Raw genomic sequence first — 22,275 nt, forward strand, 5'->3', positions numbered from 1 at the left:
ATGAACCAGGTTCCCGCCATCGCCCAGCAGATCTGGGACATGAAGTACCGGCTGAAGGGACCGGACGGCGCGCCCCTGGAGGCCACCGTCCAGGACACCTGGCGCCGGGTCGCCCGCGCGCTCGCCGCCGTCGAGGCGCCCGAGCGGCGGGCGGAATCGGAGGCGGCCTTCTACGACGCGCTGGACGGTTACGGCTTCGTGCCGGCGGGGCGCATTCTGGCCGGCGCCGGCACCGACCGCCGGGTGACTCTCTTCAACTGCTTCGTCATGGGCACGATCCCCGACGATATGACGGGCATCTTCGACCAGTTGAAGGAAGCCGCGCTGACCATGCAGCAGGGCGGCGGCATCGGCTACGACTTCTCCACCCTGCGGCCGCGCGGCGCGCCGGTGAAGGGTGTCGGCGCCGACGCCTCGGGGCCGGTCACCTTCATGGACGTCTGGGACTCGATGTGCCGGGCGATCATGAGTGCCGGCTCCCGCCGCGGCGCCATGATGGCGACCCTGCGCTGCGACCATCCCGACATCGAGGAGTTCATCGACGCCAAGCGCGATCCGGCGCGGCTGCGCAACTTTAACCTGTCCGTCCTGGTCACCGACGCCTTCATGGACGCCGTGGACCGTGACCTGCCCTGGGATCTCGTGTTCGACGGCCGCACCTACCGCACCGTGCCCGCGCGCGGGCTGTGGGAACGGATCATGCGGGGGACCTACGCCTATGCGGAACCCGGCGTCATCTTCATCGACCGCATCAACCGCCTGAACAATCTGCACTATTGCGAGACCATCCAGGCGACGAACCCGTGCGGCGAGCAGCCCCTGCCCCCCTACGGCGCCTGCCTCCTCGGGTCGATCAATCTGGCGCGGCTCGTCGTCCAGCCCTTCGGGCCGGAGGCGCGGCTCGACGGCGAACGGCTGAAGTCGCTGGTCGCCACGGCCGTCCGCATGATGGACAATGTCGTCGACGCCTCCAACTTCCCGCTGCCGCAGCAGGCGCAGGAGGCACGCGCCAAACGGCGCATAGGTCTGGGCGTCACCGGCCTCGCCGATGCGCTCGCCCTGTGCCGCGTGCGCTACGGCAGCGAGGAGTCGCTCCGCCTGACGGGCGAGTGGCTCGCGGCGGTGCGGCGCGAGGCCTATCTGGCGTCCACGGCGCTCGCCGCGGAGAAGGGTCCCTTCCCGCTCTTCGACCGCGAGCCATTCCTGGCGGGCGAGAATGTCCGCACGCTCGATCCGGACGTGCGCGCGGCCATCGCCGAACACGGCATCCGCAATGCGCTCCTGACGTCGATCGCGCCCACCGGCACGATCTCGCTGTTCGCCGGCAACGTGTCGTCGGGGATCGAACCGATTTTCAGCTTCGCCTTCACCCGCGCCGTCCTGATGCCGGACGGCAGCCGGCGCGAAGAAGAGGTCGTCGACTACGCTGTCGCGGCGTGGCGGGAATCTGCGGGCGAGGAAGCGCTGCCGGACTGGTTCGTCGACGCCGGATCGCTGACGCCGCACGAGCATGTCGCGATGCAGGCCGTGGCGCAGACCTATGTCGACAGTTCGATCTCCAAGACGATCAATCTGCCGGAGACGATCGGCTTCGACGCGTTCCAGGATGTCTACCTCGAAGCATGGCGCACCGGCTGCAAGGGCTGCACGACCTATCGGCCGAACGAGGTCACCGGCGCGGTGCTGACCGCGACCGGCGCCAAGGCAGCGGCGGCGGCCGGAGGGTCACTGCCGATGGCCCGGCCGGAGACCCTCCCCGGCAGCACCTACAAGATCAAATGGCCCGAGAGCGACCATGCGATCTACATCACCCTCAACGACATCGTCGAGGATGGCCGCCGCCGCCCGTTCGAGGTGTTCATCAACTCCAAGAACATGGAGCACTACGCCTGGACCGTCGCCCTGACGCGGATGATCAGCGCCGTGTTTCGGCGCGGCGGCGACGTGGCCTTCGTGGTGGAGGAACTCAAGGCCGTGTTCGATCCGCGCGGCGGCCAGTGGATGGGCGGCCGCTACGTGCCCTCGCTCCTCGCCGCCATCGGCGACGTGATCGAGCGGCACATGGTGGAGATCGACTTCATGGCGACCTCGCCGCGAACGCCGCGGACGGCGGACGTGACGCACGCCGGGTTGGCCCCCGTCGCCCAGTGCCCGAAATGCGGTTCGGCGGGACTGCTGCACCAGGAAGGCTGCGACCTCTGCACGGTCTGCGGCTATTCGAAGTGCGGCTGAAATGAGCGGCCGATTCCCCGACAAGGCGGCCGCGCGGCGGCACGTCTGGGAGCGGCTGGAGCGTGAGGGCGCCGCCCGGCCGCCCCTCCCCGCGCATGGGCGCATCCCGAATTTCGACGGCGCCGACACGGCCGCCCGACGACTCTTCACGCTAGCACCTTGGCGCGACGCCGGGCGGATCAAGGTCAATCCGGACACCGCGCAGTTCCATGTCCGCCTGGAAGCCCTCAGGCGCGGCATCGAGGTCTATGTGGCGACGCCGCGACTGGCGGCGGGCTTCCGGCGCATCGATCCGGCGCGGATACCGGCGGAGCGCCTCGCCGAGGCGGCGGACCGACGGACGTGGGATGCCTGGAGCGCCGAAGTCGACCTCGGCGCGCTGCCGCAGATGGACGCCATCGTCTGCGGTTCGGTCGCCGTCGGCCCGGACGGCGGGCGCGCCGGCAAGGGCGCCGGCTACAGCGACCTCGAGTTCGCCATCCTCATGGAACTCGGGCAACGCCCGGTGCCCGTGGCGACGACCGTGCACGACCTGCAGGTCGTCGAAGCCTTTCCGACAGAGGACATCGACCAGCGGCTATCCGCGATCGTGACGCCGACACGTGCGATGGAGGTTTCCGCCACCGCCGTTCAGCCGGCGTGCATCGACTGGCAGAGGCTGACGGAGGCCGATATCGCGGCGATGCCGGTCGTGGCGGCCCTCAGAGAGCGTCCGAGCGGCGGCGTTCCTTCTCGGCGGCGGCCTGATCGGCCTTCGACTTCACCCATGCCTCCTGGCCGGAGGTGAGCGTCCAGACGACCATCCGCTTCAGGACCCGGCCGAGCGCCTCGTCGAACGCAGCGATGGTCGAGGACATGTCGTCGATGTCGGCCGGTGCCGCGTCGCGGAACTCGCTCGCGGCCACGATGGTCCGCTCCGGCATCTTCACGAGCTTGGCGTCGATGCCGACGACGGCCTGACCGGAGAACGCCTCCGCCTGAAACTCACGCAGCTCCGTCTTCAGGATGAAGTCTGAGCGCAGGCCGATGGAGGCGCGGCCGACGGAGACGATGCGGCGGGAGTTCTCGAAGGACTCCACCATCAAGGTCTGCATCATCATCGGCGCGACGTCCGTCCAACTCGCGCGCGCGTAATAGTCGAAGCTTGTCGGCCCCGGCTTCACGGCGATGCGCGTGGTGTTCAGCGCAGCCGCGGCGAACGGCACTTCCAGCGTGAGCTGCCAATCGACGACCGGCAGGTCGGGGGTGAACGTGCTCTTCGGCGTCAGCGTATAGAGCAGCGGCGCGGGCCCCTGCCCCGGGACCAGACGGGCGCATGCCGCCGACAGCAGGACGATCGCGACGGCGGCGAAGGCCGCCAGGGTTCGCTTACTGTTTGGCCTCATACCCGTCCTGCTGGCTGCCGAAGATGAAACGCGCGGGATCGCGCCGAATGTCGGTGGTGACGCGGCTGAGACCGCTGACCAGCTGGCGCAGCTCGTTGACGAATGCCGACAGCTCGTAGAGGCCCGTGCTGGTGAAGTCGCGGATCGGCCCGCGATTCTCTTCGATCATGCGCTGGACGTCGCGTGCCACGGTGGTCGCTGTGGCAGCGGTACGCCGCAGTTCCTGCAGGACCTTCTGGCCGTCCGCACCGAGCCCGGTGACGGCGCCGTCGACGCTCTTCGCGACCTTGTTCACCGTCCCGATGGTCTGGACGAGGTCCTTCTCGACCTGCTCCGCCAGACGGCCCATGGCCTCGCTCGACGACCGCAGTTCGGCGAGGGTGACCGACGCGTCCTCGATCGTGCGCGCGATGTTGGGGGACTCGGCGGCGAGCATTCCGGAGAAGATCTGCAGGTTCTGCATGGTCTCCGAGAACGCCTCGCGGTTCTCCGGCCGCAGGATATCCTGGGCCTGCACGATCAGCGCGCTGACCGTTTCCACCAGAGCCGGTGCACCTTCCAGCAGCCGTTCGAGCTGCGACGGCGTCGACGGGATGACCGGAAGACGCTGTTCGGCGGTCTTCTGCAGGGGCGGCGCCTGGTTGGTGCCGCCGCTCAGCATGACCAGGGAGCCGCCGGTGAGACCCTGCATCTCCAGGCTCGCCTCGGTGTCGGCCTTGATCGGCGTGTCCTCCTGGACGCGCACCGTCACGCGGATGCGGTCGACGTTCTGCGGATCGATCTTGATCTCGTCGACATCGCCGACAGTCACACCGCGATAGCTGACCGAGCTGCCCTGCTTCAGCCCGCTCACCGAGCCAGTGAAGTAGATGTCGTAGCGGTCGTACGCCATCTGCGACCGGAACTCGGCGATCCACAGGGTGAAGCCGATCAGGCCGAAGAACAGGACCAGCACGAAGGCGCCGACCGCGATGTAGTTCGCTCGCGTCTCCATGGGCTATTTCGCCTCCTCGGCAAACGTCGGAATGCGTGAATCCGCTTGGGCGGCCATGGCCGCCGCACGGCCCCGCGGCCCCCGGAAATATTCCTTGATCCAGGGATGATCGTCCCGCTCCAGCTCGGCCAGGGTGCCGACGCGCGTGCGCTTGTCGATCAGCACGGCGATCCGGTCGCAGATGGCGTAGAGGCTGTCGAGGTCGTGGGTGACCATCACGACGGTCAGGCCGAGCGAGCGCTGCAGGTCGCCGATCAGCGCATCGAACTTCGACGCGCCGATCGGATCGAGCCCGGCGGTCGGCTCGTCGAGGAACAGCAGGTCGGGATCGAGCGCCAGGGCCCGGGCCAGACCGGCGCGCTTCTTCATGCCGCCCGAGAGCTCGGCCGGATACTTGTGGGCCGCATCAGGCGGCAGCCCCGCGAGCGCGATCTTCAGCGCGACGATGTCCGCGCGCAGGTCGGCGCCGATACGGGTATGCTCCTTCAGCGGGACCTCGATGTTCTCGGCCACGGTCAGCGAACTGAACAGGGCGCCATCCTGGAAGAGGACACCCCAGTGCCGGCGGAGCCGCCGCGCCGCCTCGCCCTGCAGCGTGCGCACGTCAAGGCCCAGCACTTCGACCTCGCCGGCGGCCGGGTCGATCAGACCGATGATCTCCTTCAGGAGGACGGACTTGCCGGTGCCGGAGCCGCCGACCACCCCGAGGACCTCGCCCCGCCGGACGTCGAGGTCCAGGCCGTCGTGAATGACGGCGCTGCCGAACTGGGTGCGCAGGCCCCGCACCCGGATCGCGTAATCGCCGCGTCCGTCCGGGCGCTCCATGCCGCTCATACGCCGATCACCGAGAAGAGGATCGACAGCATCGCGTCCACGACGATGACCAGGAAGATCGATTCGACCACGGAGCGCGTCGTGCGCTGGCCGACCGATTCCGCGCTCTGCGATACCTGCATGCCCTCGAAACACCCGACGACGCCGATAATTCCAGCGAAGAGCGGCGCCTTGACGAGGCCGACGAACAAGGCGCTGGCGTCCACCGCACCCTGCAGCTGGGTCAGGAACTGGGCGAAGCCGATGTCGAGCGCCATCATCGACATCACCGCGCCGCCCAGGATGCCCATGATGTTCGCGTAGAAGGTCAGCAACGGCATCACGAGGATCAGCCCGAGCACGCGCGGCACCACCAGCACGTCCACCGGGCTCATGCCGAGGGTATCGAGGGCGTCGATCTCCTGGTTCACCTTCATCGTGCCGATCTGCGCGGTGAAGGCGCTGCCCGACCGGCCGGCGACGATGATCGCGGTAATCAGCACGCCCATCTCGCGCAAGATCCCGACCGCGACGATGTTCACCGTGTAGATCTGCGCGCCGAAGCGCGCGAGCTGGTCGGAGCTCTGATAGGCGAGCACGATGCCGATCAGAAAGCTCAGCAGACCGACGATTGGCACGGCGTGGAGCCCGGTATGCTCCATCTGCGCGATGAGGGCCTTCCAGCGGATCCGCCACGGCCGCAGCACCGCGCCCAACAGCGCGACGGTGACGGCGCCGAGGAAGCTGAGGAGGTCGCGGCCGGTCGCCGCGAACCCGACCGCATGCCGGCCCGTCCGGGCGAGCAGGCCGATCAGCGCGTTCGGCCGCCGGGGCGGCTCGGTTCGAACGTCGGGGCTGCGCGCGGCGGCCTCGAACAGCGTGCGATAATGGGGGTCCGCGACCTCGATCTCGACCTGCCCGCCCCCCGCCTCGAACGCCTGCCGCTTGTGCAGCAGGAAAAGCGCGCCGTTCGTATCGAGCGATTTGACGCCCTGCAGGTCGACGACGACGGATCGCGCACCCTCGGGATCGATCCGGTCCAGGGCCGCCGACGCGTCGGCCAGGGCTTCGGTGCTCCAGTCGCCCGAGAGGGCGAGCATCAGCACGTCGCCGTCCCGCCGCGCGGCGACACTGCCCGGTTCGATCGTTCCCGCCTGCTCGCCGTCCCGCACCATCAAGCCCGTCTATCCCCGCAGCCGGTCGCTGCGGTACCCGTGCGGAGATAGCACGACCCCCCCAGCGCCGGCCACCGCGACCGCCGGAGCGTGTGACCGATGCACGATCAGAGGTCCCCCAGCAACTGCCGGGCCGCCGCGACGACGCCGTCCGAGCCGCCGCCGCTCGACAGATGCGGCCAGTTTTCCGGCGCGGTCAGGTTCGCGGCCTGAAGGCGGACCACCGCGGGCGTCGCATCCGAAGCGTCGCCCACCCGCGCGGCGACACGTGACACCAGCATTTCTGTTTCCGCCTCCAGCCAGATCGGACGCCATCGCGCACCCGTCCGGGCGGCGATATCGGCGAGGCCCTCGCGCTGCCACCGATCGCCGAAGACCGCGTCCGCCACGACGCTGTGGCCGGCCGACAGCGCGGCCTCCGCCATCTCGAACATCGTCTCGAACACGCGCCGGCTGGCGTCGGCGGTGTAGGCGCTCTGCGGCAGACGGTCCGTCTCGGCGACGCCGAACTGCCGCTTGCGCAGGACGTCGCTGCGCAGATGAACCGCGCCCGGTGCCGGGTCCAGCAGCGGCGCCAGGCGCGCCGCGAGGGTGGATTTGCCGGTACCGGAGAGCCCGCCGACCGCGACCAGGGTCGGCGTCTGTGGCGCGAGATAGCGCAGGGCCGCATCGAAATAGGCTCGCGCCTCGGCCCGCAGCACATCCCGCCGGGCCGGAACCGCCTGCGCGGTGCTCACCGCCACCTTCGCCCGTACCATTGCCCGCGCGGACAGGAAGAGCGGCAGGCACGCGAGGCCGGCAATTTCGTCGGCGGCGACCACGTAGCGATTGAAGAAGGCGTTCGACATCGCACGCAGATCGCGGTGCTCCAGGTCCATGAGGAGAAAGGCGACGTCGTAGAGGACGTCGATCCAGGCGAAACTCTCGTTGAACTCGATCGCGTCGAACAGGGTGGGGACGCCGTCGACCAGGCACACATTGCCGAGATGGAGATCGCCGTGGCAGCGCCTCACCTTCCCCGCGGCGCGCCGGGCATCCAGCAGTGGCGCGACGCGCTCGGACGCACCCCGGGTCGCCTCCCTGAGCGCCGCCGCTTCGGGCGGGGGAAACAGGTCCGGCGCATCCTCTAAGGCCGCGAGGTTCTCCCGCAGCATCTCGATGACGGACGTTGAACGCCCCCAGGGCGCCGCAGGGTCGACCCGCTCGGCCCCGGCATGGAATCGGGCCACCTCGTCCGCGAGATCCACGACCAGCTCCCGGGTCATCTGGCCGCGCGTGGCGACGACGTCGAGCAGCCCCTCCTGGGGGAACCGCCGCATCATCACTACCCATTCGATCGCTTCGCCGGCGCCGCCCAACTGCAGCGCGCCGCTCGCCAGCCGGACGACGGGTTCGACCGACAGGTAGAGTTGCGGCGCGGTGCGCCGGTTCAGCTCCAGCTCCCGCCGGCACGCCTCTTCCCGACGTTTCAGGGTGGAATAGTCCATGTAGGGGAAGCGCACGGCGCGCTTCATCTTGCAGGCGCGGTCGCCGGCGAGGAAGACGATCGCACCGTGCGTCTCATGGCGCTCGACGGCAGCCCCGCCCCATGTGGCCGGATCGCCGAGGAACGCCGTCACCGCCTGCTGTCGATCATCGCTGAATGGCATCCGCTTCAGATAGAGGTGCGCGCTGCCGCCTTAAACCTCGGTCTCGCGCATTCTGCCGGCGATCACACGCATCAGCCCGTCCAGGCCGAGGATGTAGGCGTACGGGCCCAGTCCGGCGATCATTCCGTCGGCCGTTTCCGCCATGACCGAGGTCCGGCCGCGCCGTTCGATATTGGTCATGTGCACTTCCACATACGGCAGCCGCACGGCCCGCAGGCAGTCCGCCAGTGCATGCCCGCCGAGCAGGAACCCCGCGGGGTTCATCAGCAGGCCGTGGCAGCCCGCCTCCGCCGCGGCATAGATCCGGTCGACGGCCACGCCTTCGATGTTCGTGTAGAAGATATCCAGCCGACAGCCGCGCGCCGCCGCCGCGGTCAGCAGCATCGCATCCAGCTCGGTGGCCGTCATGGTCCCGTAGAGCTCGGGCTGCCGGCGGCCGAGCCAGTTCATGTTGGCGCCCTGCACCAGCAGGATCGAAACCGCATCTGCCATTCCGCCCCACCTCCGTCACGCGCGCGCAACGCAAGCTTTACAGGACGGTCGCGAAACGGTCACCCGCGTCGCCTAGGGTCCGCGCAGCCCAAATGGCATGGAGGCAACCGGATGCTGGAACTGCGACAGGTCACAAAGCGCTTCGGCCGCGTGACCGCAGTCGACGGCGTCTCCCTGACCGTGCCAGCCGGACAGATGCTGGCGATCATCGGTCGCTCCGGCGCCGGCAAGTCGACCCTCCTTCGTCTCGTCAATCGCCTGCACGATCCGAGTTCGGGGAATATTCTGTTCGACGGGACCGAGACGACGGCGGTGCGCGGACGCGAACTGCGTGCCTGGCGCAGCACCTGCGCGATGATCTTCCAACAGTTCAACCTCGTGGACCGGCTCGACGTGCTGACGAACGTGCTGGTCGGGCGCCTGAGCCACCGCGGGACACTGCCGACGCTGTTCAAGCTGTTCACGGCGGAAGAGCGGGCGCGCGCCATTCTGGCGCTGCATCGCCTCGGACTCGCAGAGCAGGCGCTGCAGCGCGCCGAGACACTGTCCGGCGGGCAGCAGCAGCGCGTCGCCATCGCGCGCGCCCTCGTGCAGGAACCCCGCGTGCTCCTCGCCGACGAGCCCATCGCCTCACTCGATCCCGCCAACGCTCAGCTCGTCATGGAAGCGCTGCGCAGGATCAACCGCGAAGACGGGCTGACCGTCGTCTGCAACCTGCATCAGGTGGAGACGGCGCGCGCCTTCTGCGACCGGATCGTCGGCATGGCGCACGGTCGCATCGTCTTCGACGGCCTGCCCGGCCAGCTGAGCGGCGCGGCGGTCCGCGAGATCTATGGTGCCGAAGTCGACGAGCGTCACACCGAACCCATGTTCGCTCCGGCTGCCGGGGCGGTCCCAGCCTACGCTTGAAATTCAGGAGAGATCAGATGCAGCCGACCAGGCGAGCCCTTCTGCTGACCGCGACGGCCGCGTTCGCCGCTGCCGCCTTCGCCGGCACCGCCGCAGCCGACTGGCGCAAGCAGTATCCCGAGGTCACGCTGGGCGTGATCACCTCGGAGAACGAAGCTGACCGCGTGGTCCGCTACAAGCCGGTGATGGAGTATTTCGAGAAGAAGCTCGGCGTCCGGATCAACTGGCGTTCGGCCACCGACTATGCCGGCATCATCGAAGGTGTGAAGGCGAAGAAGGTCGAGATCGCGCGCTTCGGACCGGCGGCCTATGCCCAGGCCTGGATCGTCACCGAAGGCCAGGTCGAACCGCTGGTCGGCGAACTCGATCCGGCCGGTGACTTCGGCTACTACTCGGTCGTCGTGGTCAAGAACGACAGTCCGTTCAAGACGATGGACGATCTGAAGGGCAAGACCTTCGCTTTCGCCGACCCGAACTCGACGTCCGGCTTCCAGGCGCCGTCCTACTTCATGCGGGAGGCCGGCATCGACCCGACGACGTTCTTCGGGTCGACGACCTTCTCGGGCAGCCACGAGAACAGCGTCATGGCACTCGTGAACGGCTCGGTCGACGCCGCCGCCACCTGGGCGCGCACCTCGATCGGCAATGTCAGCCGCATGGAAGGCAAGGGCATGATTCCCGCAGGATCGACGCGGACGATCTGGACCTCCCCGCTCCTGCCCGCCAGCCCCTGGGCGATGCCGACCTGGCTGCCCGAGGAGATGCGCCGCGACGTCACCAAGGTGCTCCTCGACATGCCCACCGAGGGCAAGGACGCCTGGCTGGCGCTGACCGACGGAAAGGCCGCCGGCTTCAAGCAGACGAACCATGAAGAGTACGACCCGATCGTCCGCATGATCCGCGAGAATCTGCGCCAGCGCCGGTCGAGCTGAGTTCGACGGAGCGTCAGGCCGTTCCTGAACAGCATTTGCAGACGATGACGCTCGCCCTCGACCCGGTCGCGACGTTCGAACGGGCCCGTAGCGGAATGGTACGCGCACGCCGGAGGAGAAGCGGCCTTTTCGTGGCTGCTTTTCTTCTCGCCGTCGTGGTTTCGAGCTGGGTCGGCGAGGTGAACCTCACCAACCTCGCCACCGGTATCCCCGGCGCGCTCGGCTACATCGCCGCCACTGTGCCGTCGCTTCGCTTCGGAACCCTCGGGGCGGACCTGGCGGACTGGTTCTGGGCGCTGGACCGATGGCTGCTGCTGCTCCTCGACACCATCGTGATCGGCTTCCTCGCGACGGTCATGGGAACGGCGGCCGCTTTCCTGCTGAGTTTCGCCGCCGCGCGGAACCTGTCTCCGAACCGGACGCTCTGCTTCGTTACACGCCGTGTGCTGGAGATCGCACGATCCGTACCCGAACTCGTCTATGCCATGATTTTCGTGTTCGCCTTCGGCCTGGGGCCGCTCGCAGGGGTGATGGCGATCGCGATCCACACCACCGGGGCGCTGGGCAAGCTCTTCTCCGAGGTCAACGAGAACGCCGACCTCCGCCCCCTCGACGGGACGCTGGCGGCGGGCGCCAACTGGTTTCAGGGCATGCGGTACGCGATCGTCCCGCAGGTACTGCCGAACTTCGCCAGCTACACCCTGCTTCGCTTCGAGATCAACGTCCGCTCGGCAACCGTCATCGGCTTCGTCGGTGCCGGCGGGATCGGGCAGGAACTGATGTTCGTGATCCGGCAGTTCGTCTACCAGGACATCAGCGCCATCGTGCTGCTGATCATCCTGCTGGTCTGCATCATCGACTTGACGTGCGAACGGATCCGCCAGAACTTCACGCGTGCGGGTGCCGCATGACGCGCGACGTAGAGGCGGCTGCCCGCCTGTGCCCCGACGCGTTCGCTAAACCGGCCGCGGGACGCACCGTCCATGCGGCCGGCTGGAGCCTCTTCGTCGCGCTCACGATCTTCTGCCTCTGGCGCACCGGCTTCTTCGACTTGTCGCGGCTGATCGAGGGTGCCGGCAAGCTCGGCTGGGTGCTGGGCTTCATGCTGCCGCCGGCCCACAACGGCTGGCTCGGCGAGTTCGGCTGGGCCCTCGCCGAGACGCTCGCCATGGCGTTTCTTGGCACCTTGCTCGCGGCACTGGCAGCCATCCCACTCGGCTTCCTCGCCGCCCGGAACATCGTGCCGAACTGGCTCCTGCATTTCGGCATCCGGCGGTTCCTGGATGGGATCCGGGGCGTTGATCAGCTGATCTGGGCCCTGGTCTTCGTCAGCGCGGTCGGTCTCGGCCCGTTTGCGGGCATCCTCGCCATCGCGGTATCGGATACCGGCTCCCTCGCCAAGCTGTTCTCCGAGGCCATCGAGACCGTCAACCGGCGACAGGTGGAGGGGGTCGAGGCGGCCGGCGCCGACCGTGCGCAGCGCATACGCTTCGGGATGCTGCCGCAGGTTCTGCCCGTGATGCTGTCGACGACGCTCTACTACTTCGAATCGAACACGCGGTCCGCGACAATCCTCGGGGTCGTCGGTGCGGGAGGCATCGGCCTGCAGCTCGCCGATCGAATCCGCGTCAACAACTGGGACGAGGCCTCTTTCATCATCCTGATGATCCTTGTTACCGTCGCGTGCATCGACTGGCTCTCGGGCCAGCTCCGCATGCGCTTCATCCGCCCCTGAGAAACGCCGGTCCCCCGAGAACGCCGCATGTCCACTGAACGTCCCGGCACCCTCTATCTCGTCGTCGGGCCCAGCGGAGCCGGCAAGGATGCCCTGCTGTCCAAGGCACAGGAGATGCTGGCGGCGACGCACGTCTTTCCGAAACGGATCATCACCCGCCCTGCGGATGCGGGCGGCGAGGACCATCGGGCGGTCTCACATGAAGACTTCGCGGCGATGCGCGACCGGGGGGAGTTGGCTTTTTACTGGCAGGCACACGGCCTGCACTACGGGATCGACGCCGGGATCGACGGACTGCTGGGTGCCGGCCGGCACGTCGTCTGCAACGTCTCGCGGAGCGTCGTCGAGCATGCCCGCCGGCGCTTCCGCTGCATCGTCGTGGCCGTCACCGCCTCGCCCGAGGTGCGCGCCGCGCGGCTGCGCGAGCGCGGCCGCGAGGCCGAGCGCGACATCGCCGGACGGGTCCTGCGCGAGGTTCAGGTCACCCCCGACGTGACCGTCGTGAACGACGGCCTTCTCGAAACGGCGCAGAAGCAGTTCGTCGCGATCCTGAGCGAAGAGGCGATCGCCTAGGCGGCGTCGGTCAGCGCCTCTCCCATGCCGGTGAACGGCAGCACCGCGGCGACCGCGGCCGCGACCGTCTTCGGCCGATCGAGGAACCGGATGCCGGCGCTGCCGTCGCCGGACCAGCGCACCTCGCCCGTGAAGAGTCCGAACCGGTCGATGTGCAGGGCGCCGAACCTGTCCCCGCCTGGGCAGCGATCCAGCATGATCCGGGCACCGTTCGCCGAGATGTCCGTGACGAGGCAAGGGACCGTGTCCTCGCCGCGCAGCAGGCGGCCCGCCAGAAGGACATGCTTGCGCTCGTAGCGGCGTCGACCGTGGGACGCGTCTTGTGTCGGGTTCATCGGCGTGCGCTCGCGGTTGCTCCGTATTGATTAAACCTTATGGCAAAATGTGTTTACGCCGCGTTACTTGGCGAACGGAAGATGTGCCGCGACCACGAACGGCTCGCCCGGCTGGGGTTCCTCAAACAGACAGACCGAGTCGACCCGCACCGGATCGCGGCAGAGGTCGGTGGTCAGCGGCTCCAGCACCGCCGCCAGGCGATCCCGGTCCGCCGGCTCCAGGGGGCCGGTGAGCGTGAGATGGAACCGGAACGCGTCCATCACGTAAGGATAGCCCCACTGCGCCAGCAGCTCCTCCTGCCGCGCTGTCAGCCCGCCCCGGCGGCGCCGCGCCAGTTCCGCCTGTGACGGCGGCGCCCGAAACCCGTCCAGCGCGCGCACCGCATCCGCGGCGAGCGCGGCCAGTTCCGGGGACGGCGCCGACGGCACCAGCGCCAGGAACCGGCCGAGCGCCGCCAGGCGCAGCGGCGGCAGCAGGAAGGGCACTCGGGACGCGGCGAACGCCGCTGCCGCTTCGCCGAGGGCGGCGACGTCGGATGCCTCGCCCAGGTGAAACGGCGGCTTCAGCGTGCCGTGGAAACCATAGCGCCGGGGCTCCGCCGTCAGTTCGCGCAGCCGATCCGGCTCGATATCCGGGACGGATATCTGCGGGACGGACGCTCCGGTGCGGGCGGAACGGCCGAGCCACGCCTCGCCGAAGCGGTCGAGCGCACTGCCCGGATCTGGCGCGTAGTAGACCGCGTAGCGTGCCGGCATATCGGACTGTCCTCCTGCGTTCGCGCGCGCCAGATAGCCCGCCGGCGCCGGCGGAACAACCTTCACCGGGATCGCTGCATTTCCCTTTCCGGGGTCGGTGCGGTATCCACCCCTCATCCGATCACCGCAGGCTGGCAACATGACCGACGGCAGCAGAACCTTCGCGATCCTTGGAACATGCGGCAAGCGCCTGTGGGGGATGACCGCGGAAGACCGCATGCGACGCGCGTTCGCCCGGTCGGGTGTGAACGAAGCCGCGGCCCCAGACGTGGCCGCCCAGTCGGACGACGGGGCGATCTTCGTCCGCGCCGAGTATCTGATCGAAGAACGCCTGATCCAGGCGCTGATCGCGACCCCCGGCGCCCTGCTCGTGCTCGGCACCTACGGGTCGGCACGACAAGTGGTCGGAGCGCACGCACCGGCGGGTTGCGCCGCCGCCGCCGCACGCCTCGTCGCCGACGGTGAGCTCGCAGCCGGAGCCGCTGCCGTGCCGGAGGGGTTGCGCCCCCTCACCCCCGAGGAACTCGGCTCGACCTGGAACATCACGCTACGCAAGAAGGCGGCACCCTACGTTGCGTCCTTCGAGACGGAGCCGACCGACGCGCTGGAGCGCCTGACCTTCGGCGCGTCCTACAAGGGCGCCACCGACTTCGTCACCAAATATCTCTGGCCCTGGCCGGCGCGCCACGTGACGCGCTGGTGCGCCCAGGCCGGGATCACGCCGAATGCCGTCACGCTGTTCAGCCTCGTGCTGGTGTTCGTGACGATGCTGCTCTTCGCCCAGGGCCATTTCCTGATCGGCTGCATCGTCGGCTTCTTCATGACCTTCCTCGATACGGTCGACGGCAAGCTGGCGCGCGTCACCCTGACGTCGTCGAAATGGGGCGAGGTGTTCGATCACGGCATCGACATGATCCACCCGCCCTTCTGGTGGTGGGCCTGGTGGATCGGCCTCTACGCCGTCGGCGACACGCCGCCTGGCACCGACCTCGCCCTCTGGATCATCATCGCCGGCTACGTGATCGGCCGTCTGCTCGAGGGCGTCTTCCTCGCCTGGTTCAAGATCGAGACGTTCATCTGGCGCCCGATCGACTTCGCCTTCCGCACGATCACGGCGCGGCGCAACCCGAACCTCGCGATCCTGACGATCGGCGCCCTCGTCGGCGAGCCGGGCATCGCCTTCCTGCTCGTCGCGCTATGGACGGCGATCTCGATCGCCTTCCACACGATCCGGCTGGCGCAGGCCGCCTTCATCCGCCTGCGCGGCGGCGAGATCCGCTCCTGGCTGATCGAGGGCGCCTGAAGGCGCACCTGCTCAGTCCGATTCCGCCAGCAACGAGACGTGCGCCGCCACGACCCGCCAGCCGTCGGGTGTGCGCATCCAGGTCTGGCTCTGGCGGCCGATCCTGCCGGTGGCATCGCGGACATACTCGGTGTTGGCCGTGGCGAAGTCGCGCCCGTAGGTGGTGATCACCGTGCGGGTCAGCTTTCGGCCGTGCCAGCCGCCGCCGGCGGCGCGCTGCTTGCGGTAGCCGGCGATCTCGTCGATCCCGTAGAGATTCTCGGCGATGCCGTAGCGCAGCGTCAGCGGATTGTCCCAGAAGCTCTCGATCAGCACGTCCGGGTCGTTGCCCATGAGTGCGGCCTCGTAGCGATCGAAGGCCGCCCGGACCTCCGCGACGACGTCCGGCAGGTTGATCGGCATGTCGGTCATCGGGCGCAGACCCGGTCGAGCAGTCGTTCCATGAAAACCTCGCCTTTCCTCAGCTGCTCCAGGCTGATGAATTCGTCGGGCTTGTGTGCCTGGTCGATGTGGCCGGGCCCGCAGACCACTGTCGGAATGCCGCCGCGGGTCTGAAACAGCCCCGCTTCGGTGCCGAAGGCGACCTTGCCGTGGTCGTTGCGCTCGGCGAGCTGTTTCACCAGCGTCACCACCTCCGCGTCCGGTTCGATCGCCAGCGCCGGAATCGACGAGATCTCCTCCCATGAGAAGCCGGCGTCGGGATCGGTCGCCCGCATCTCCGGCCCGAGCGTCTCGTCCGCGAAGCGGCGCACCTCGTCGAACAGGGCATCGGGATCCTGCTCCGGCAGGTGGCGGAACTCGAAGTCGAAGGAGCAGTCCTTCGGCACGATGTTGAGCGCGGTGCCGCCGTGCATGACGCCCACATGCGCCGTGGTGTGCACCACGTCGTACTTGTCGTCGAACGGTCCCTCCCTGCGGAGGCGTTTCGCGACGCCGCGGATATAGGCCACCATCTGGGCGGCATACTCGACCGCATTCACCCCCTGCGGCGCCAGGCTGGAATGGCACTCCTTGCCGCGGACGTGCCCGCGGAAGCTGCGCTTGCCCTTGTGCGCGACCGTCGGCTGCATGCCGGTCGGTTCGCCGACGATGCACATGAGAGGCTTCACCGGCAGGTCGTTCAGCATGTCGATGAGCCCGCGCACGCCGACGCAGCCGACCTCCTCGTCATAGGAGATCGCCAGGTGAAGCGGCGTCGCGAGGCCGCGCCGCTTCGCTTCGACGGCGTAGACCAGCATGAGCGCGACGAAGCCCTTCATGTCGCAGGCGCCGCGTGCGTAGAGCTTGTCGTCCTTCTCGGTCAGCGTGAACGGATCGGTCGTCCATGCCTGCCCGTCGACCGGTACCACGTCGACGTGTCCCGACAGCATGATGCCGCCGCGGTCATCCGGCCCCACCGTCGCATAGAGATTGGCCTTCCGCTTCTCGGCGTCGTAGACGCGGCGGCTCGATATCCCGTGCGACGAAAGATAGTCCTCGACGAACCCGATCAATTCCAGGTTCGAATTTCGGCTCGTCGTATCGTAGGAGACCAGCTTCTCGAGCATTCCGCGAACATCGAGACGTTCGGCACCGGCATCGACCATCAGACTCTCTTTCTCGCATGCGGGGCTGTGCTTCTACTATCGCCCGCGGCACGACCTGTCACCAGTCCGGAGACCCGAATCACATGCCGTCCACACCAGCGCCGCAGGCCGGAGACGCGCCCAGGATCGCGATCCTCGGCATCCACCTCGAGGCGAACCGGTTCGCGCCGGTGACCACGGGCGCCGATTTCCGAGACTCGTGCTATCTTGAGGGGCAGTCGATGCTGGACGAGGCGGCGAAGCCCGCCCCCGCGATGCCGGCCGAAATTCCCGGATTCATCGCGGCGATGAACGCCGCCGGGCCGTGGACTGCGCTGCCGATTCTCGTGACGGCGGTGGAGCCGGGCGGCCCGGCCGACGACGGCTTCGTCCAGGAGACGCTCGCCCGCATGCGGGAGATGCTGGAAACGGCACTGCCGCTCGACGGCGTCTACGTCACGAACCACGGCGCGATGACCTCCACGGCCGGCACCGACCCGGATGGCGCGCTGTATGCGATGGTCCGCGAGGTCGTGGGACCGGAGGTTCCCGTGGTTGCCACGGTGGACCTGCACGCGAACATCAGCGAGCGCATGGCGGAGAGCGTCGAGGCCATCGTGGCCTACCGGACGAACCCGCATGTCGACCAGCGCGCCTGTGCCGCCGAGGCGGCGACGCTCCTCCGCAGGTTCATCACGGGCGAGCGCTTCACGCGCACCTTCGTCCGGATGCCGATCGTCGCACCGAGCGTCCGCCTGCTCACCGCGGCCGGCCCCTATGCCGACCTCGTGGCGGAGGGCATCGCCCTCACCGGCCCCGACGTGCCGCTGATCTCGGTCGTCGGTGGCTTCGCCTGGAGCGACACGCCTGAGAACGGCCTCGCCATCCTGGCCTACGGCACCGGCGACGGTGCGGCGGCCGCAGCGGCGGCGCAACGGCTCGCCCGCCGCGCCTGGGCCGAGCGCGCGCGTTTCAAGGTCGCGCTGATGCCGCTGATCGAAGCCGTCGACCGGGCTCGCGCCGCCGCGGCAGACGCATCGGCGCCGGCCATCTGCCTCGCCGACGTCGCCGACAATCCCGGCGGCGGCGGGCGCGGCAACACGACGGACATACTGGAAGCGCTGCTCGCGGCGGACGTGCAGGGGGTGCTGCTGGGTCTCTTCGTCGATCCCGAGATCGCCGCCGCGTGTGTTGCCCGGGGTGTCGGATCGAGCTTCGATGCCGTCCTCAACGAGCAGAACGCCGACGACCACGGACGTGCGCTGCCGGTCCGCCTCCACGTGCTCGCCGTCTCCGACGGCAGGATCGTCGGCCGTCGCGGCATCGCCCGCGGCCGGACGATCAACCTCGGGACATCCGCCGCCGTCAGGATCGGCGGCCTCACCATGGTGGTCGTCAGCCGTCGGATCCAGGCCGCCGATCCGGCCTATTTCGAAGCGTTCGGGCTCGACATCGGTGCGTTCCGGACGGTCGTCGTCAAGTCGCGCGGTCACTTCCGCGCCGGGTTCGACGAGTTCTTCCCGCCCGAGCGGATCTTCGAGGTGGACGCCGCCGGGCTCACCTCCCCGGTGCTCGCGCGGTTCCCGTTCCAGGGGCTGCCGCGCCCCGTCTACCCGCTCGACGAGGATACCGCCTGGACCGCCTGACGCCGTCGCCACGCCGCTCAAAACCTGCGCACAGCGCATGCCTTGCCCGCATTCCTTGCATGGCAGCGAGCCTTCGTTCAAAGTCGGGCGGGGTTTCGGTTGCAGCGTGGCGCTTCGGCGCGCGTCGAACCGATAACGGAGACTGAAGCGAGGGGATGATGAAGCTTAAGGCGCGATATCTTCGTAGTGCGGTCGCCGCACTCGCTCTGCTCGGCGGGATCGGGGCGATGACCACCGTTGCGACGGCCGCCGAGATCCGCATGGGCTTGGCGCTCGAACCCAGTTCGATCGATCCGCACTATCACAATCTCGGACCGAACAACGCCTTCTCCGCCCACATCTTCGACCCCCTGGTCGCGATGGACGAGAACCAGCGCCTGATCCCGGGCCTCGCCGAGAGCTGGAAGCCGATCAGCGACACCGTCTGGGAGTTCAAGCTCCGCCGGGACGTGAAGTGGCACGACGGCTCGCCGTTCACGGCCGACGACGTGATGTTCACCTTTGAACGCGCACCGAACGTGCCGAACAGCCCGTCCTCCTTCGGGCTCTACGTCAAGGGCAAGAAGGTGGAGAAGGTGGACGACTACACCGTCCGCTTCTCGACGGAGAAGCCGTACCCGCTGATGGCGAACGACCTCTCGGGCATCTACATCGTCTCGAAGAAGGCCGCGGAGGGCGCCAGCACCGGCGACTTCAATTCTGGCAAGGCAGCGGTCGGTACCGGACCCTACAAGTTCATCGAGTGGGTGCCGGGCGACCGCATCATCCTCGAGCGCAACCCCGACTATTGGGGCGAGAAGGCGAAGTTCGACAAGGTCACGATCAAGCCCATCAAGTCCGACCCGACGCGCGTGGCTGCGCTGCTGGCCGGCGATGTGGACTTCATCGACCAGGTGCCGACGGCCGACATCGAGCGTCTGAAGAAGGACGCCAACATCAACCTGTCGCAGGGCGTCTCGAACCGGATCATCTACCTGCATCTGGACCAGTTCCGCGAGAAGTCCCCCTTCGTCACCGGCACCGACAAGAACCCGCTGCTCGACGTGCGGGTGCGCAAGGCGATCTCGAAGGCGATCAATCGCGAAGCGATCGTCGAGCGCGTCATGGAAGGCGTGGCGATCCCGGCGGGACAGCTGCTGCCCGATACATTCTTCGGCGTCAGCCCGAACCTGAAGGCGGAGAAGTACGACGTCAAAGGCGCCAAGCAGCTCCTCGCCGACGCCGGCTATCCGAACGGCTTCGGCCTGACGATCCACGGGCCGAACGGCCGCTACATCAACGACGCGGAGATCGCCCAGGCGGTGGCGCAGATGCTGACCCGGGTCGGCATCGAGACGAAGGTCGAGACGCTTCCGCCCAGCGTCTTCTTCAGTCGCGCGTCGAGCGGCGGACCCGACAAGACCCCCGAGTTCAGCCTCGTGCTGGTCGGCTGGGGATCCGGCACGGGCGAAGCCTCGTCGCCACTCAAGTCGCTGCTCGCGACCTACAACCGTGATGCGGGCATGGGCGCCTCGAATCGTGGGCGGTATTCGAGCCCGGAGACGGACAAGCTCCTTGGCGAGGCCCTCGCCACGGTCGACGACGCCAAGCGGGCGGAGTTGCTCGCCGCGGCGACCGACCAGGCGATCGGCAAGGACCAGGGCATCATCCCGCTGCACTATCAGGTGAACACCTGGGCGGGACGGAAGCCGTGGAAGTACACGCCGCGTACCGACGAGCGGACGGTCGCCATGGAAGTCCACCAGTAGCACTGGCTCCAACCAACTGCGTCGCGGGAGAGGCCTCGGTCTCTCCCGCCGTCGTCAAGGAAACGGGTACGACCGGAAGACAATGACCGTCTTCATCATCCGACGCCTGATGCAGGCGGCATTGGTGATCTTCGTGATGTCGGTGATCGTCTTCATCGGGATCAGCGTCGTCAGCAATCCCATCGATATCCTGATCAATCCCGATTTCACCCAGGAGGAGTATGAGCGTGCGGTGCGCGCGCTCGGCCTCGACCGGCCGCTCTACGAGCAGTACTTCGTCTTCCTGGGCAACGCGCTGCAGGGCAATCTCGGGGACTCCTTCGTCTTCGGGCAGCCGGCGCTCGAACTGATCGCGCACCGCATTCCCGCGACCATGGAACTGGCCTTCGGGTCGCTCTTCCTGTCGATCGTCCTGGGCATCCCGCTCGGCGTGTATGCCGGACTGCGGCCCGACAGCCGGGTCAGCAAGACGATCATGGCGGGATCGATCTTCGGTTTCAGCCTGCCCTCCTTCTGGGTCGGCATCATGCTGATCATGATCTTCGCGGTGGAACTGGGCTGGCTGCCGTCGACGGGGCGCGGCGAGACGGTCGAGCTGATGGGGATGCAGGTCAGCTTCCTCACCTGGGACGGGCTCCAGCACCTGTTCCTGCCGGCACTGAACCTCGCGCTGGTGAACATCTCGCTCGTCATCCGCGTCGCCCGCGCCGGAACGCGGGAGGCGGCGCTCCAGGACTATGTGCGCTTCGCCAGGGCCAAGGGGCTCTCGTCGTCGCGGATCGTGCTGGTGCACATCCTCAAGAACATCATGATCCCGATCGTGACGATTCTCGGCCTCGAGCTCGGCTCGCTGATCGCCTTCTCGGTCGTCACCGAAACGATCTTCGCCTGGCCCGGCATGGGCAAGCTGCTGATCGATTCGATCAACGTGTCGGACCGGCCGATCGTCGTGGCCTATCTGATGCTGATCGTCTGCATCTTCGTCGTGATCAATCTGATCGTCGACGTCCTCTATTCCGTGCTGGATCCGCGCGTGCGCCTGCAGGATGTGAAGCAATGAGCCCGCCCGCCAATCCGAAAGCCGCGGCAGCGGTGACCATGGCAGAAGCGCCGGCGGTAGGTGCCCGGGCTGCTCCCGTTCAGACGCCACTGCGTCGCTTCCTCAGCGAGTTCGCCGAGAGCAAGGTCGCCGTGGGCGCACTGGTCGTCCTGATCCTCGTCGTTCTCTGCGCCGTCTTCGCGCCTTGGATCGCGCCGCAGAACCCGTACGACCTCGGGCAGATATCCATCCTCGACGGGCGCCTGGAGCCCGGCAGCGAGAGCATGGACGGCTGGACCTTCTGGCTCGGCACCGACGATCAGGGCCGCGACATGGTCAGTGCCATCCTCTACGGCCTGCGCATCAGCCTGGGCGTCGGCGTGACGAGCGGCATGATCGCCGTCTTTATCGGCCTGACGGTCGGCATGATCGCGGCCTATTTCGGCGGCAAGGTGGACACGGTGATCATGCGGGTCGTCGACCTGCAGCTCTCGTTTCCCGCCATCCTGGTGGCGCTGATCCTGCTCGCCGTGCTGGGCACCGGCGTCGACAAGATCGTCATCGCCCTCGTCGTCGTGCAGTGGGCCTATTACGCGCGCACCGTGCGGGCGAGTTCGCTGGTCGAGCGCCGCAAGGAGTATATGGAGGCGGCGCACTGCCTCGCCCTGCCGACGCGGCGCATCCTGTTCCGGCACATGCTTCCGAACGTGCTGCCGCCGCTGATCGTCGTCGCGACGGTACAGGTGGCGCATGCGATATCGCTCGAGGCGACGCTCTCCTTCCTCGGTCTCGGCCTGCCGATCACCGAACCGTCGCTCGGCCTGCTCATCTCGAACGGTTTCAAGTACGTGCTCAGCGGCAAATACTGGATCAGCGTGTTCCCCGGCGTGGCCCTGCTGATCACCATCGTCGTCATCAATCTCGTCGGCGATCGCCTCAGGGACGTGCTGAACCCGCGCCTCCAGCGATGACCGCCGCCGTCGCAAGTCCCCCC

Annotated in this window: 22 protein-coding genes; 12 read left to right on the forward strand and 10 right to left on the reverse strand. The window is 68.0% G+C overall.

The features are described 5' to 3' along the window. Together ABIE65_RS14990 and ABIE65_RS14995 are read left to right on the forward strand one after the other, a co-directional pair. Entirely contained in the window at positions 1-2,232 is a 2,232-nt protein-coding gene (locus ABIE65_RS14990) for an adenosylcobalamin-dependent ribonucleoside-diphosphate reductase (RefSeq protein WP_354078722.1), read from the forward strand. Position 2,233: 1 nt separating this feature from the next. After that, the gene (locus ABIE65_RS14995) at positions 2,234-3,019 is read left to right on the forward strand and encodes a 5-formyltetrahydrofolate cyclo-ligase (protein ID WP_354078723.1); all 786 of its coding nucleotides are present in this window, start codon (positions 2,234-2,236) and stop codon (positions 3,017-3,019) included. Here ABIE65_RS14995 and ABIE65_RS15000 read toward each other — a convergent pair. The 6 genes from ABIE65_RS15000 to ABIE65_RS15025 form a co-directional block, all read right to left on the reverse strand. Beyond that, a complete protein-coding gene (locus tag ABIE65_RS15000; protein WP_354078724.1) occupies positions 2,934-3,617 on the reverse strand; it encodes an ABC-type transport auxiliary lipoprotein family protein in 684 nt (227 codons plus the stop codon). The two genes, ABIE65_RS14995 and ABIE65_RS15000, sit on opposite strands and share 86 nt — an antisense overlap. Next, on the reverse strand, positions 3,601-4,611 hold the full coding sequence (locus ABIE65_RS15005) for an MlaD family protein (RefSeq protein WP_354078726.1): 1,011 nt from the start codon (positions 4,609-4,611) through the stop codon (positions 3,601-3,603). The genes ABIE65_RS15000 and ABIE65_RS15005 overlap by 17 nt, the downstream gene beginning before the upstream one ends. 3 nt (positions 4,612-4,614) lie before the next feature. Continuing rightward, positions 4,615-5,436: an ABC transporter ATP-binding protein gene (locus tag ABIE65_RS15010; protein ID WP_502918539.1), complete on the reverse strand. Its 822-nt coding sequence runs from the start codon at positions 5,434-5,436 to the stop codon at positions 4,615-4,617. A 5-nt stretch (positions 5,437-5,441) separates the two neighbouring features. After that, positions 5,442-6,599, reverse strand: a complete 1,158-nt coding sequence (locus tag ABIE65_RS15015; RefSeq protein ID WP_354078882.1) for an MlaE family lipid ABC transporter permease subunit — start codon at positions 6,597-6,599, stop codon at positions 5,442-5,444. A 107-nt stretch (positions 6,600-6,706) separates the two neighbouring features. Further along, entirely contained in the window at positions 6,707-8,248 is a 1,542-nt protein-coding gene (locus tag ABIE65_RS15020; protein WP_354078728.1) for a bifunctional aminoglycoside phosphotransferase/ATP-binding protein, read from the reverse strand. Positions 8,249-8,278: 30 nt separating this feature from the next. Further along, the gene (locus ABIE65_RS15025; protein WP_354078729.1) at positions 8,279-8,740 is read right to left on the reverse strand and encodes a type II 3-dehydroquinate dehydratase; all 462 of its coding nucleotides are present in this window, start codon (positions 8,738-8,740) and stop codon (positions 8,279-8,281) included. Positions 8,741-8,851: 111 nt separating this feature from the next. On the opposite strand from ABIE65_RS15025, the gene phnC reads away from it, so the two are divergent. The 5 genes from phnC (at position 8,852) to phnN (ending at position 12,889) form a co-directional block, all read left to right on the forward strand. Next, positions 8,852-9,649, forward strand: coding sequence for a phosphonate ABC transporter ATP-binding protein (gene phnC / locus ABIE65_RS15030; protein ID WP_354078730.1), 798 nt, complete (start codon positions 8,852-8,854; stop codon positions 9,647-9,649). Positions 9,650-9,666: 17 nt separating this feature from the next. Next, positions 9,667-10,581: a phosphonate ABC transporter substrate-binding protein gene (gene phnD / locus ABIE65_RS15035; RefSeq protein WP_354078732.1), complete on the forward strand. Its 915-nt coding sequence runs from the start codon at positions 9,667-9,669 to the stop codon at positions 10,579-10,581. Positions 10,582-10,676: 95 nt separating this feature from the next. Further along, positions 10,677-11,492, forward strand: coding sequence for a phosphonate ABC transporter, permease protein PhnE (gene phnE, locus ABIE65_RS15040; protein WP_354078884.1), 816 nt, complete (start codon positions 10,677-10,679; stop codon positions 11,490-11,492). Then, positions 11,489-12,316 carry a phosphonate ABC transporter, permease protein PhnE gene (gene phnE / locus ABIE65_RS15045; protein ID WP_354078733.1) on the forward strand — a complete coding sequence of 276 codons (828 nt, stop codon included), beginning with the start codon at positions 11,489-11,491 and terminating at the stop codon, positions 12,314-12,316. Before phnE (ABIE65_RS15040) ends, phnE (ABIE65_RS15045) begins: the two co-directional genes overlap by 4 nt. Positions 12,317-12,343: 27 nt before the next feature. Beyond that, positions 12,344-12,889: a phosphonate metabolism protein/1,5-bisphosphokinase (PRPP-forming) PhnN gene (gene phnN, locus ABIE65_RS15050; RefSeq protein ID WP_354078735.1), complete on the forward strand. Its 546-nt coding sequence runs from the start codon at positions 12,344-12,346 to the stop codon at positions 12,887-12,889. Here phnN and ABIE65_RS15055 read toward each other — a convergent pair. Further along, positions 12,886-13,224, reverse strand: a complete 339-nt coding sequence (locus ABIE65_RS15055; RefSeq protein ID WP_354078736.1) for a PilZ domain-containing protein — start codon at positions 13,222-13,224, stop codon at positions 12,886-12,888. The two genes, phnN and ABIE65_RS15055, sit on opposite strands and share 4 nt — an antisense overlap. A 63-nt stretch (positions 13,225-13,287) precedes the next feature. Next, entirely contained in the window at positions 13,288-13,980 is a 693-nt protein-coding gene (locus ABIE65_RS15060; RefSeq protein WP_354078737.1) for a DUF1045 domain-containing protein, read from the reverse strand. A 217-nt stretch (positions 13,981-14,197) separates the two neighbouring features. Here ABIE65_RS15060 and ABIE65_RS15065 point away from each other — a divergent pair, with 217 nt between their 5' ends. Further along, on the forward strand, positions 14,198-15,283 hold the full coding sequence (locus ABIE65_RS15065; RefSeq protein WP_354078738.1) for a CDP-alcohol phosphatidyltransferase family protein: 1,086 nt from the start codon (positions 14,198-14,200) through the stop codon (positions 15,281-15,283). A gap of 12 nt (positions 15,284-15,295) precedes the next feature. Here ABIE65_RS15065 and hpxZ read toward each other — a convergent pair whose 3' ends face one another. Continuing rightward, a complete protein-coding gene (hpxZ, locus tag ABIE65_RS15070; RefSeq protein WP_354078739.1) occupies positions 15,296-15,694 on the reverse strand; it encodes an oxalurate catabolism protein HpxZ in 399 nt (132 codons plus the stop codon). Next, the gene (gene argE, locus ABIE65_RS15075) at positions 15,691-16,869 is read right to left on the reverse strand and encodes an acetylornithine deacetylase (protein WP_354078740.1); all 1,179 of its coding nucleotides are present in this window, start codon (positions 16,867-16,869) and stop codon (positions 15,691-15,693) included. Before argE ends, hpxZ begins: the two co-directional genes overlap by 4 nt. A gap of 83 nt (positions 16,870-16,952) precedes the next feature. On the opposite strand from argE, the gene ABIE65_RS15080 reads away from it, so the two are divergent. From ABIE65_RS15080 to ABIE65_RS15095, 4 genes are all read left to right on the forward strand, one after another. Then, the gene (locus ABIE65_RS15080) at positions 16,953-18,494 is read left to right on the forward strand and encodes a M81 family metallopeptidase (RefSeq protein ID WP_354078741.1); all 1,542 of its coding nucleotides are present in this window, start codon (positions 16,953-16,955) and stop codon (positions 18,492-18,494) included. Positions 18,495-18,721: 227 nt separating this feature from the next. Then, positions 18,722-20,242: an ABC transporter substrate-binding protein gene (locus tag ABIE65_RS15085; RefSeq protein ID WP_354078742.1), complete on the forward strand. Its 1,521-nt coding sequence runs from the start codon at positions 18,722-18,724 to the stop codon at positions 20,240-20,242. Positions 20,243-20,324: 82 nt separating this feature from the next. Continuing rightward, the gene (locus tag ABIE65_RS15090; protein ID WP_354078743.1) at positions 20,325-21,302 is read left to right on the forward strand and encodes an ABC transporter permease; all 978 of its coding nucleotides are present in this window, start codon (positions 20,325-20,327) and stop codon (positions 21,300-21,302) included. Further along, entirely contained in the window at positions 21,299-22,252 is a 954-nt protein-coding gene (locus tag ABIE65_RS15095) for an ABC transporter permease (protein WP_354078744.1), read from the forward strand. The genes ABIE65_RS15090 and ABIE65_RS15095 overlap by 4 nt, the downstream gene beginning before the upstream one ends. The last annotated feature ends 23 nt before the right edge of the window (positions 22,253-22,275 follow it).

The sequence above is a fragment of the Constrictibacter sp. MBR-5 genome, assembly GCF_040549485.1.
Taxonomy (GTDB): domain Bacteria; phylum Pseudomonadota; class Alphaproteobacteria; order JAJUGE01; family JAJUGE01; genus Constrictibacter.

Excerpts from the sequence above, each read along its gene's own strand:
- ABIE65_RS14990 (WP_354078722.1), top strand. The coding sequence starts at position 1 with ATGAACCAGGTTCCCGCCATCGCCCAGCAGATCTGGGACATGAAGTAC.
- ABIE65_RS14995 (WP_354078723.1), top strand. The coding sequence starts at position 2,234 with ATGAGCGGCCGATTCCCCGACAAGGCGGCCGCGCGGCGGCACGTCTGG.
- ABIE65_RS15000 (WP_354078724.1), bottom strand. The coding sequence starts at position 3,617 with ATGAGGCCAAACAGTAAGCGAACCCTGGCGGCCTTCGCCGCCGTCGCG.
- ABIE65_RS15005 (WP_354078726.1), bottom strand. The coding sequence starts at position 4,611 with ATGGAGACGCGAGCGAACTACATCGCGGTCGGCGCCTTCGTGCTGGTC.
- ABIE65_RS15010 (WP_502918539.1), bottom strand. The coding sequence starts at position 5,436 with ATGGAGCGCCCGGACGGACGCGGCGATTACGCGATCCGGGTGCGGGGC.
- ABIE65_RS15015 (WP_354078882.1), bottom strand. The coding sequence starts at position 6,599 with ATGGTGCGGGACGGCGAGCAGGCGGGAACGATCGAACCGGGCAGTGTC.
- ABIE65_RS15020 (WP_354078728.1), bottom strand. The coding sequence starts at position 8,248 with ATGCCATTCAGCGATGATCGACAGCAGGCGGTGACGGCGTTCCTCGGC.
- ABIE65_RS15025 (WP_354078729.1), bottom strand. The coding sequence starts at position 8,740 with ATGGCAGATGCGGTTTCGATCCTGCTGGTGCAGGGCGCCAACATGAAC.
- phnC (WP_354078730.1), top strand. The coding sequence starts at position 8,852 with ATGCTGGAACTGCGACAGGTCACAAAGCGCTTCGGCCGCGTGACCGCA.
- phnD (WP_354078732.1), top strand. The coding sequence starts at position 9,667 with ATGCAGCCGACCAGGCGAGCCCTTCTGCTGACCGCGACGGCCGCGTTC.
- phnE (WP_354078884.1), top strand. The coding sequence starts at position 10,677 with ATGGTACGCGCACGCCGGAGGAGAAGCGGCCTTTTCGTGGCTGCTTTT.
- phnE (WP_354078733.1), top strand. The coding sequence starts at position 11,489 with ATGACGCGCGACGTAGAGGCGGCTGCCCGCCTGTGCCCCGACGCGTTC.
- phnN (WP_354078735.1), top strand. The coding sequence starts at position 12,344 with ATGTCCACTGAACGTCCCGGCACCCTCTATCTCGTCGTCGGGCCCAGC.
- ABIE65_RS15055 (WP_354078736.1), bottom strand. The coding sequence starts at position 13,224 with ATGAACCCGACACAAGACGCGTCCCACGGTCGACGCCGCTACGAGCGC.
- ABIE65_RS15060 (WP_354078737.1), bottom strand. The coding sequence starts at position 13,980 with ATGCCGGCACGCTACGCGGTCTACTACGCGCCAGATCCGGGCAGTGCG.
- ABIE65_RS15065 (WP_354078738.1), top strand. The coding sequence starts at position 14,198 with ATGCGACGCGCGTTCGCCCGGTCGGGTGTGAACGAAGCCGCGGCCCCA.
- hpxZ (WP_354078739.1), bottom strand. The coding sequence starts at position 15,694 with ATGACCGACATGCCGATCAACCTGCCGGACGTCGTCGCGGAGGTCCGG.
- argE (WP_354078740.1), bottom strand. The coding sequence starts at position 16,869 with ATGGTCGATGCCGGTGCCGAACGTCTCGATGTTCGCGGAATGCTCGAG.
- ABIE65_RS15080 (WP_354078741.1), top strand. The coding sequence starts at position 16,953 with ATGCCGTCCACACCAGCGCCGCAGGCCGGAGACGCGCCCAGGATCGCG.
- ABIE65_RS15085 (WP_354078742.1), top strand. The coding sequence starts at position 18,722 with ATGACCACCGTTGCGACGGCCGCCGAGATCCGCATGGGCTTGGCGCTC.
- ABIE65_RS15090 (WP_354078743.1), top strand. The coding sequence starts at position 20,325 with ATGACCGTCTTCATCATCCGACGCCTGATGCAGGCGGCATTGGTGATC.
- ABIE65_RS15095 (WP_354078744.1), top strand. The coding sequence starts at position 21,299 with ATGAGCCCGCCCGCCAATCCGAAAGCCGCGGCAGCGGTGACCATGGCA.